The following is a 9414-nucleotide window of genomic DNA, read 5'->3' as shown; positions in this document are numbered from 1 at the left end:
TGCGATACCTTCATCGTCTTCCGTTCCTTTCCCAGCCAGGAAAATGCACCGGAAAACTCTAACCAAAACTGGTCCAGTTTGAAGGGTTCAGATCAGGCGGCACCCAGCATTTGCTTGGACAGCATCTTCTTCAGCTTGGCATCTCCTCTTCGAGCGCCTTCAGGCGCTTCGCCTCGGAAACCTCCATGCCGCCGTGTTTGACTTTCCAGTTGTAAAAGGTCGCTTCCGAAATTCCGTGCTTGCGGCAGAGCTCAGCCACCTTCGCAAGGCCTCCTGCTCCTTCAGCATGCAATAATCTGTCAAGCGAATCGAGGAATTGACCCCCGCATTGCCTCACGTCGGTTGCTACCGATAAGGTCCCCGCCCTGAGAAAATTACCCGTGGCAGATCACCTCTTCCATGCTGTCGATTTGCATCTCGGGGCAATGAGTTTTCGACCATACCCAGCGCGCATGATGGGATACGCACTTTGCATGGCGTGAGCTGACCGTGGCCACTAATATGGCCATCCTTTATCTGACTATCGGAGCGACTCCATTGATGTACTCAGGAAAGTCCCGGAGAGAAGACGCTGCCACGGCAGATGGTCTCGCTCCGAACGCCGCGCACAGGTTGACCGGGGCGTCCTCGTCCTCGGCCACTCCATCGAAATTCGAGTGGTGCGCACCAGTGACATCTGACTGGTATGCCCAAGAGGCTGCTGACCTTTAAACGACAGGGAAAGGGCTAAGCGGATCTGCATGAGGCAGCTCGGGCTGACTCATCGATGATTCGCAGCCGGTGGCCGCCTGGCACACCTTACTGAAGAAATGGCGCACAGAAGATGCGCTCGGCCCACCGCGCTCGCACGACAATTCCGTTCGCACGTGGAAGGCGATCGTAGGTAAATGTCAGGAATGCTCCACGCAACGAAGTGACGCTTCGCTGGGTTTTGGCGGCCTTGAGCTCGGCCAGCTCTTCAGAAGGTCGTGTGCATTCGTCCGTCGGCCGACAAGCGTATGTGTTCCTTCGGTACCTGACGCCTGAGACTAGCATGTCCGAGCGCCAGTTGGTCTTGCATCGAGTGCATTGAACAGAGCTGTCCTGCCGTGCTGGCTACGTCCGGCGAAATGTTCGCCTTTACTGATTGGTCGGATGGTGACCTTTCAACTATGGATACAAACGAAGACATGCGTTTCAAAGGTCTTGATCTAAATCTCCTCGTCGCACTCGATGCACTGATGACCAAACGAAGCGTTACCGCAGCGGCACGCAGCATCAACCTCAGTCAACCGGCCATGAGCTCGGCCATCGCTCGCCTACGCTCCTATTTCCAGGACGAGCTTTTTAGGATGCAAGGCCGCGAACTTATCACAACCCCGCGTGCGGAGGCGCTCGCCCCTGCGATCCGGGACGCCCTGCTGCACATACAGTTCTCCATCATTTCCTGGGACATGTTCAACCCAGCCCAATCGAATCGATGTTTCAGGATCATTCTTTCCGACTTCATGACACTCGTATTCTTTGAGAAGGTCGTGGAGCGCGTGGCTCGGGAGGCTCCCGGCGTCAGCTTCGAGTTGCTGCCTCCCGACGACAATCCCGACGAGCTTCTCCGGCGCGGTGAAGTCGATTTTCTGATTTTCCCGGACGTGTTCATGTCGAGCGTACATCCCAAAGCTAAACTGTTTGACCAGACACTGGTTTCCGTCGGCTGCCTCAAGAACGAACAGCTGCTAGGGGATCTCTCGTTCGAGAGATATATGTCGATGGGGCATGTTGCAGCCCAGTTCGGACGTGCGCTGAAACCCTCCGTCGAACAATGGTTATTACTTGAGCACGGATACAAGAGACGTATCGAACTCGTCGTGCCCGGTTTCAATTTAATTCCGCCGCTGCTTTCGGGAACCAAACGTATAGCCATTATCCCATTGCGGCTGGCCAACCACTTTGCGAAAAACATACCCTTGCGGATCGTCAAGCATCCGCTGCCACACCTCTCGTACACGGAGGCTGTCCAGTGGCCGGCTCTCCACAACAAGGATCAGGCAAGCATCTGGATGCGGGAAATTCTCTTGCATGAGGCCGCCCGTATTGCTGCTCCGCGCGAGACCGCAGGGTGTCTTGGGCGTTAGACATTGACGGATGCGGCATTGTTTCTCTTCGCTCTTTTCAGCAGATCGAGCGGTCGTGTCCCCACAGGTGGTGTAGCTCGGCGGTAGCGAAGCCGCTCGCGAGCGCGCCCTCAACAGCGCCGTAGTGAGCGGGCGGCGGAACGGTGGTCATCGATGTTCTCCGGTAGGGTCGGGTTTCTGACACCAACCTGATTCGAAGGAACCACCGATGACCGACGACATGATGAACCTGCGTGCGCTCGTGGAGAAGTCCCCCGACGCCGATCTTCTGCGCGAGATGATCGGTTTTGCCGCCGAGCGGCTGATGGAGCTGGAGGTGGGCGCCGCCACCGGTGCCGGCTATGGCGAGAAGAACCCGCTGCGGACGGCCCAACGCAACGGCTAGACGCGCGCCGGAACCGTCGAGCTGCGCATTCCGAAGCTTGAGGCAAGGGCTCTTACTTTCCGGGCTTCCTGGAGCCGCGGCCCATGGCCGAGAAGGCGGTGACGGCAGTCATCCAGGAAGCCTATGTGCAGGGAAACTCAACCCGCTCGGTCGACGATCTGGTCAAGGCCATGGGCATGAGTGGCAACTCCAAGAGCCAGGTCAGCCGGCTGTGCGAGGAGATCGACGGCAAGGTCAAGGCCTGCCTCAATCGCCGATCGAGGGCGACTGGCCATATCTATGGATCGATGCCACCTACCTGAAGGTCCGCCGCGGCGGCCGGATCGTCTCCGTCGCCGTGATCATCGCCGTCGGTGTCAACAGCAACGGTCGCCGGGAGGTGCTGGGCATGGAGGTCGGCACCTCCGAGGCCGAGCCGATCTGGACCGAGTTCCTACGCAAGCTGACCCGCCGTGGCCTCAGAGGCGTCAAGCCGGTCGTCTCCGACGCCCACGAAGGCCTGAAGGCAGCGGTCACCAAGGTTCTCAGCGCGACATGGCAACGTTGCCCGGGTTCATTTCATCCGCAATGTGCTGGCGCATGCCGACAAGAGCGGCCGCCGGGTCGTCTCCGCCTTCGCCCAGGAGACGCCGCAAGCCGCGAGCACACAATGGCGCGCTGCAGCGCGCCGTTGCCGATCAGATCCGGCCGGAGGTGCCCAAACTCGCCGTCATCATGGATGATGCCGAAGAAGACGTTCTCGCCCACATGACCTTCCCGAAGGACCACCGCGCCAAGCTGCACTCGACGGATAAGATCGACAAGTCCTCTCCTTCCAAACGTGGTAAATTGCTGATGCGCGGACGACCTCGAGGTGAAGCGTGGTGCATCGGCTGAAAGCGCCGCCGGGCCACCTCATTCGAGCCTTGTCGGATTGAGGCGTCCGCGCACCTTTTGATTTGGCGGGCGCGGACGCCAGGTCTCGACGAAACGTTCGTAGCTTCTTTGTGCTTGCTCGGCGAGATGCATCTCCTGGTCACGCAGTTTCTTGATGTTGTAGGTGTAGGCAGGGCCGGGCTTGTTCCCCTTTTTCTGAGGTTTCCCGGCCTGCAATTCCATCGCGCGCATTTTGTGTGCGACGAGACTTGGGCAAGCCCAGAGGTAATCAGCCTCCTTGGTCAACATGTGCCAGACCAGAACCGTTAGTTTGCGAGCTATGGCGACGGCTGCGACCTGATGGCCGCGTCTGGCCATGACCCGGACGGAGAAGGCGTGCAGCGGCCCCGGCGCTTTCGCCGCCGCCCATGCCGCCTCCACGAGCATGGCGCGGGCATGGCTACGGCCAATCTTGCTGATACGTCCGTGATGAGCAGCGCCAAGTCCGGACTGGCGAACTCGCGGATTGAGGCCGACGTAGCTGACCAGCTTTTGGGGGCTCTTGAAGCGACGGATATCGCCGACGGCTGCCAGCAACCCGGTCGCCACGGGGGAGTTGACGCCCGTGATCGTGAGCAGCCGCCTGACCGCGGGATCATCCATCGTGCTTTCGGCGATTTGCCGATCGAGGACCGCAAGATCTTCACCGAGCCGGTCCAGTTCGCGTACATACCGCTCGATGGCAATCTGCTCATCCTCAGGCACAGGCTGGCGTTTAAGCCAGTCCCGCCCTCTACCGTTGAACAGATCGGCATGCGGGCACTTCGGAATCAGGTGGGCGTGCAGGATGGAATGGACCTCGTTCTTGATCCGCGTCCGATGCCGCACAACCTGGTAGCGGCGCGCCTCCAACCGCCGCATGCGCTCCGTGGCGGCGTCCGGCGTCCAGATCTCCGGCAGATAGCTCGCGGCATACAGGTTGGCCAAGGTGCCTGCATCGATCTTATCGGTCTTCACATGCGCCTGTGCGGTCGCCTTGACCTGAAGCGGATTGGCAATCACTACTCTGCGCACGAAGGCGACAGCACGCGAGACACCGCCATGCAGTTGCCCGTCGCCTCTATCACGACTTCGTCTATTGCTGAGAGGGTCTCGCCGAGACCCTCCAAGGCCGTTCGCGTCATATCAACACGACCACCATGGTGGAGCCGAACGTCTTCCCAGAAAACCAGCTCGCCGAACGTTCGATATCAATCCCAATCACGCGTCGCATCAGCGCCTCCTGTCGATTCAACAACGGGAGCGGCGGGCAACACGACAACTACGGATCCGCGCTCTCGGCGCAACCGGGCGAGTCGCAGAGGCGGCCAGCTACTAACACGAGCTCACAGCTCATCGGATGCATCGGCCTGCCCGCACCTTCGTGCTCCCGGTGCCTCTGTCCCGGATGGTCACACCATACGCCACGATCCACAAAATCGCAGCCGAACATCAGCACCGCAGATCTTATACCGGTTACAACCCGATCGAGCGCCTCAATGGCGAAATCAAACGCAGGACCGAGGTCGTCGGCATCTTCCCCAATGATGACGCCATCGTCCGCCTCGTCGGCGCCATCCTGCTCGAGCAGAACGATGAATTGGCTGTGCAGCGTTACGATCATTACCAGCCAACTTCCCGTGTCCGCATGGCACGGCGTCATTGGCGACCCAACCTACGCCGATGCCATACTCGACAGGTTGGTCCACAATGCCCACCGCATCGAATTGAGCGGCGATAGTCTGCGCCGAAATCTACCGCGCAAAGCTTGACACCTCGCCTGAATGAACTGACAACAATCATCGCCTGCAGACCCCACTAAACAGGGGGCGAGATCATCCCGGAAACCGGGGGCGCAATCATCTCGGAACAAACGGGCGGCTTCATCGGAATCGGCACAGATCCGTCATCTCGAGGCGAAGGTTCGCTTGATAGCACGCCAGAACAATGTCGTCAGACGGCTGATGTCGGTTCCTGGTGTGGGAGTAATCACTGCGCTCGGCTTCGCCGCAACCATTGATGATCCGACACGATTCAAACGATCGTCCAGCGCCGGAGCCTACCTTGGTCTAACACCTCGCATCTGTGCCTCCGGTGAGACGATGAGATCCGGGCGCGTTTCGAAACGGGGCGACGACTTTCTCCGACGCAGCCTGTATGAGGCAGCCAATGCGCTGCTGACGCGTATTCCTCGGTTCTCCGCTTTGAAGAGCTGGGGTTACGCATCGCGCGGCGTGGCGGCTACCGAAAAGCTAAGATAGCTGTAGCCCGAAAGCTGGCCGTGATCCTTCACGCAATGTGGATATCCGGTGAACCTTTCCGTTGGTCATCGCAAGAGCCGGGCGGGCTGGCATCATTACAGTGATGTCCATGATTAGCTGAGATCAGCGAGATCGTCCGGTCAGGACGATGGCGCGGTCAAGACCGATCTCAGGAATGCGATGCTGTCTGATACAGGCAACCGCGAACACCACATTGGTCGACCGAGCCTATCCAACGCCATGATGAGGCGGCCAAAGTGCCGACCTCGAAGAGAACCATGAGCCTGACCTGTGACGCCCTCGGCGATCAACTTGACAACCGCGATTAGAGAACTCCCTGGGACATGATTCATCGAGATAGACTAGGCCTTTCACGCCGACTTTCCGACTGGTGTCGCCGGAGCTACGCACCGGAGGCATAACCGGCTGGTCGGTGCGAACCCGCGGAACGCCAATGACATCCACTCGAACTGGTGAAACGCCGCCTGCACCCGCCTCCTCAGTAAGTTGACGTTCGAGTTGTGAGACGGACAGTTCAGAGTGGAAGTGGTACTCCGCCGTGCTGGGGCCTCCTGATGCGCAGATCTGTCGACATTGAAGCCTTTACTTGGAGCTGTGATTGCGGTTCTCGCTGAAAATACCGAAAATGCACAGCCGTGCGGATAACTGCGCGATTGCAGCTAGACAGACCAGCAAGAGCACGCTTCCGAAATAAGCTAGTTGGAAGAGCAGCAAGCAAGCCAGCGTCGTAACGATGAAGCCGGGGCAGGGCTGCAGGGCAAAGTAGATTGCGAGAGAACTGGCGCACAGGAGCAGCCATAGGATTAGACAAACGAATCTGAAGGACAATGACGTTCTCCTTGGTTTGCCATCGGATCATGCGGCAACCTCGGCAGCGTCCAACTGAGCAATAATATCCAACATTTTTAGATAACTGCCGTGACCCGGGTATAATCTAGCGGATCTCCGACGGTTCATTTGAAGCTGAGCCGGTAATCGTCATACAGTCGTTTGGGCGTAAGTAGCATTCGCCCGAGTCCTACGGCTGATCGCGATCGGAGGGATACCAGAAGGCTTGCGCGCTCCTGGCTAGGAGGCCCGCCCTCCGCGTAGAGATATTGCGTCTCCACAGCAGAATCGATTCGGGGTCGCCGGCGGCGGGATCAGAGCGGCGTCACGGCAAAGTTGGCTCATAAGCTCGGCGGGGCCTCCCCGCTTCCACGATCCGCAGAAATCTTGAGCTCGGGTCAACGGCGATGCAGTTGATGAATGGTTCGTCATCACTGTCATCGGGGTCACCGGTCGGAACACTTAACGATGTCATCAGTCACTCCTCGTCTACGAACCGGTCATGCTTTTCGCCGATGCGCCTCCGGTGTAATGATAGTGGCTATCGGCCCGCCCCCCTCATGCAAAGCCGACATTCCGTTATGCTCCCGGTGTATAGTCACAAGCACGAGTTTTCGGCCCACCCTGAAGAGCTCCAGCATGAAGTTCGAATACCACTCCCCGAATTGCATGACGCCGCCCTCGTCTTCAGTCGAATATGGGGCCCGATTCATAGGCCGGAGAGTGGATGCCAAAGGCAATTTCCTCGACGATCTGCCGGGCCCGGTCATTGGTTTCCGTCCAGACATGCGTGAGATCCTCGATTGTATACTCGAGCAACCCTCGACCGGATCCTTGTTGACGAGCCACGTGGTCGTAACCTCAGTCAATTCGGGCAGCGCGCGGATCGCGTGATCGCCGAGGATATGGATTTGCTCCAAATCTAATGGTGGTAGTCAGGGTCGACATAGAAGGATCACCGTCAACGCAATTCGGCCGTTGGTGCACAGGGACGCCCATCGGTTCGAGAGTTCCGAACGACATCGCCGTTCTACCGGTTCTTCTGTCCGATCACGCGGCAAGTATGTCAGCCGCGACATGAGTCTGGCAGTCCCTGGGGCAGACGCGGGCGCATGCTCCGCAGCCGATGCAACGGCCACGGAAGTCGACGACCATGATCATACGATTGAGCTCACCACCGAAATCGTCCTCTTCGCCATCGAATGGGCCGAGAATTTCACCTACATCATCTATGCCGTGAAGGTGCATAACCTCGCGCGAGCAGACTTTAAAGCAGCGACCGCAGCCGATGCAGGTCGCACCGTCGATGGCGGATAGATATTTTGGCATCCATCTGGATCCGTCGCGCGTCACGAATGAGCTTATCATTGTGCATTCTCCGACTCAGCAAGTTCTCTTTTCACAGCGTCCAACTCAGCAAAAGCGCGAAACGCTTTTTCCGCGACTGCCATGATTTCGGTCCACTTACTTGGAAGATCCTCTGCGAGGTCGTGCAATTCCATCATTGCAGTTCCGGCCCGCGACTGCAGTTTCCGCATCCGTTTCCTCAGTTCTTCAAGATCTGACATGATCTTTCCCCCTTCATCCCAAATGTGGATGAGTTCGCGCACTGCGACCGCATCGTTGACCAGCTTCGTACTGCCTTGGCCGACTTTCAGAGCGTGTTAAAGGTGAATCGGTGCACGTCACATAGGGCCTTCAGCACTCGACGAGCCGTTTGGTCGTAAATAGCACTCGCCTTAAACTCTCAGTGGCGGAACTCTCCGCCCGCGAGATCATTAGAATCTTCGCTCCTCGATAGAGCGGTCGACGGCCCCTCCACAGCCGGCCGGATCAGGAACCCTCGATTACCGGGATGGCGCGGCGCTGTTCTTCATGACTGGAAGTTGACCAGTAGCTCGGCACCGCACTTGCGCTTCGATGATGCTTAGGGATCCTGAGCATGGATCGGCCCAGGAGGCCGCCAGATGAGCGGATCGGAAAGGGCCTTGCTATCATTGGCGGCAGGGGCGAGACGCGGGATCAGTAACCGCCTCATCATTCAGTCCTCGTCCTCAAAGTCGGCTCTCTTTTTAGCTGCACCTGCATCCGCCAACATTTTACGCAGCCAAGGTGGAGGAGCCGTCTGGAGCATTGTCTGGACGCTCGACAATACTTGGCTCATGGAGACAGCCTGCTGTGCTTTGATGGGATGAATCTTTGCGGAAATTACCTTGGCGGCCGAAGGACCCCCGATGGCGAGACAAAATAAAAGCTGGCAGCCCTTCAACGCGGACACCCTCGACCGGATGCGGCCGTCACCTTCAGTGCGATGCCTTCCGCTCTCGTCCGAAGCGTTATCGAACTCGATGGCTTCCATGAACTGCGACTTGTGAGCTGTCACGTCGTAGATGGCAAAACGCTTGGCCGACCCGAAATGTGCGTTCAGCCCTTTGATATCTTCAGTAGCAATCGCAATGCGCAATGCGCCTAACGGCCGGTCCGAAATCTCTCTCTGGGACTGATTGCTGACGAGCGAGAGACGACGAATGGAGATCATTTGGCAATTCCCGACTACAGACTGCATTTAGTGGGTGTCGCGCGAGGAGTGCATGAGGTTGGAAAGTTCGGAGAACATATCGTGCATCCCCTAATTTATGCTGCAGCTTGGCTGAGAGGCAGTCGAAGAGAGTGAAGCCGGATGAATGGAGCAGAAAACACGCCGCAGCGGGCAAAATACCTCTAACAATCCAGAAAAACAGGCGTTTATGGGCGGTCGCTAGCGTAGTTCACGTCGCTTTAATTCCTAGATCGCTTCAAGTGCTTCCGCGACTGTCCAGCCTGGAGATACCGCCGCGCCCAGAAGCTTGGCCACCTTTTCTTGCTCAAGTGTCATGTACAAAAACTCTAGTGCCTCCTGGACCGTTGAAATGTG

General features: G+C 58.0%; 6 protein-coding genes and 6 pseudogenes. 5 read left to right on the top strand and 7 right to left on the bottom strand.

Features of this window, described 5'->3' with window-relative positions; translation table 11 throughout:
• Nucleotides 1-95: 95 nt before the first annotated feature.
• Nucleotides 96-288: pseudogene (locus FB009_RS30820) on the bottom strand (transposase); the annotation flags it as partial.
• Between the two features lie 881 nt (nucleotides 289-1169).
• Between FB009_RS30820 and nodD3 the strand changes: the two are divergent.
• On the top strand, nucleotides 1170-2111 hold the full coding sequence (nodD3, locus tag FB009_RS30810) for a transcriptional regulator NodD3 (RefSeq protein ID WP_024312554.1): 942 nt from the start codon (nucleotides 1170-1172) through the stop codon (nucleotides 2109-2111).
• 208 nt (nucleotides 2112-2319) lie between these two features.
• Nucleotides 2320-3300: pseudogene (locus tag FB009_RS30805) on the top strand (IS256 family transposase); the annotation flags it as partial.
• A 90-nt stretch (nucleotides 3301-3390) separates the two neighbouring features.
• On the opposite strand, the pseudogene FB009_RS30800 reads toward FB009_RS30805, so the two are convergent.
• Nucleotides 3391-4583, bottom strand: a pseudogene (locus tag FB009_RS30800) (IS110 family RNA-guided transposase).
• A gap of 287 nt (nucleotides 4584-4870) precedes the next feature.
• On the opposite strand from FB009_RS30800, the pseudogene FB009_RS30795 reads away from it, so the two are divergent.
• The 3 genes and pseudogenes from FB009_RS30795 to FB009_RS34015 form a co-directional block, all read left to right on the top strand.
• Nucleotides 4871-5005: pseudogene (locus FB009_RS30795) on the top strand (transposase); the annotation flags it as partial.
• 1 nt (nucleotide 5006) lies between these two features.
• A pseudogene (locus tag FB009_RS30790) lies at nucleotides 5007-5162 on the top strand (ATP-binding protein); the annotation flags it as partial.
• 192 nt (nucleotides 5163-5354) lie between these two features.
• Nucleotides 5355-5651, top strand: a complete 297-nt coding sequence (locus FB009_RS34015) for a transposase (RefSeq protein ID WP_408021745.1) — start codon at nucleotides 5355-5357, stop codon at nucleotides 5649-5651.
• Between the two features lie 603 nt (nucleotides 5652-6254).
• Here FB009_RS34015 and syrA read toward each other — a convergent pair.
• The 5 genes and pseudogenes from syrA to nifX all read right to left on the bottom strand — a co-directional run bounded on the left by syrA (nucleotide 6255) and on the right by nifX (nucleotide 9039).
• On the bottom strand, nucleotides 6255-6500 hold the full coding sequence (gene syrA, locus FB009_RS30775; RefSeq protein WP_011970911.1) for an exopolysaccharide biosynthesis transcriptional regulator SyrA: 246 nt from the start codon (nucleotides 6498-6500) through the stop codon (nucleotides 6255-6257).
• A gap of 635 nt (nucleotides 6501-7135) precedes the next feature.
• A pseudogene (locus tag FB009_RS30765) lies at nucleotides 7136-7408 on the bottom strand (SRPBCC family protein); the annotation flags it as partial.
• Nucleotides 7409-7550: 142 nt separating this feature from the next.
• Entirely contained in the window at nucleotides 7551-7868 is a 318-nt protein-coding gene (fdxB, locus tag FB009_RS30760; protein WP_011970912.1) for a ferredoxin III, nif-specific, read from the bottom strand.
• A complete protein-coding gene (locus tag FB009_RS30755) occupies nucleotides 7865-8068 on the bottom strand; it encodes a CCE_0567 family metalloprotein (RefSeq protein ID WP_011970913.1) in 204 nt (67 codons plus the stop codon). Before FB009_RS30755 ends, fdxB begins: the two co-directional genes overlap by 4 nt.
• 473 nt (nucleotides 8069-8541) lie before the next feature.
• On the bottom strand, nucleotides 8542-9039 hold the full coding sequence (gene nifX, locus FB009_RS30750; protein ID WP_011970914.1) for a nitrogen fixation protein NifX: 498 nt from the start codon (nucleotides 9037-9039) through the stop codon (nucleotides 8542-8544).
• Between the last annotated feature and the right edge of the window lie 375 nt (nucleotides 9040-9414).

Source organism: Sinorhizobium medicae, assembly GCF_007827695.1.
Classification (GTDB): Bacteria; Pseudomonadota; Alphaproteobacteria; order Rhizobiales; family Rhizobiaceae; genus Sinorhizobium; species Sinorhizobium medicae.
This window is presented reverse-complemented; position numbering and strand designations above follow the sequence as displayed.

Excerpts from the sequence above, each read along its gene's own strand:
- nodD3 (WP_024312554.1), top strand. The coding sequence starts at position 1,170 with ATGCGTTTCAAAGGTCTTGATCTAAATCTCCTCGTCGCACTCGATGCA.
- FB009_RS34015 (WP_408021745.1), top strand. The coding sequence starts at position 5,355 with ATGTCGGTTCCTGGTGTGGGAGTAATCACTGCGCTCGGCTTCGCCGCA.
- fdxB (WP_011970912.1), bottom strand. The coding sequence starts at position 7,868 with ATGATAAGCTCATTCGTGACGCGCGACGGATCCAGATGGATGCCAAAA.
- FB009_RS30755 (WP_011970913.1), bottom strand. The coding sequence starts at position 8,068 with ATGTCAGATCTTGAAGAACTGAGGAAACGGATGCGGAAACTGCAGTCG.
- nifX (WP_011970914.1), bottom strand. The coding sequence starts at position 9,039 with ATGATCTCCATTCGTCGTCTCTCGCTCGTCAGCAATCAGTCCCAGAGA.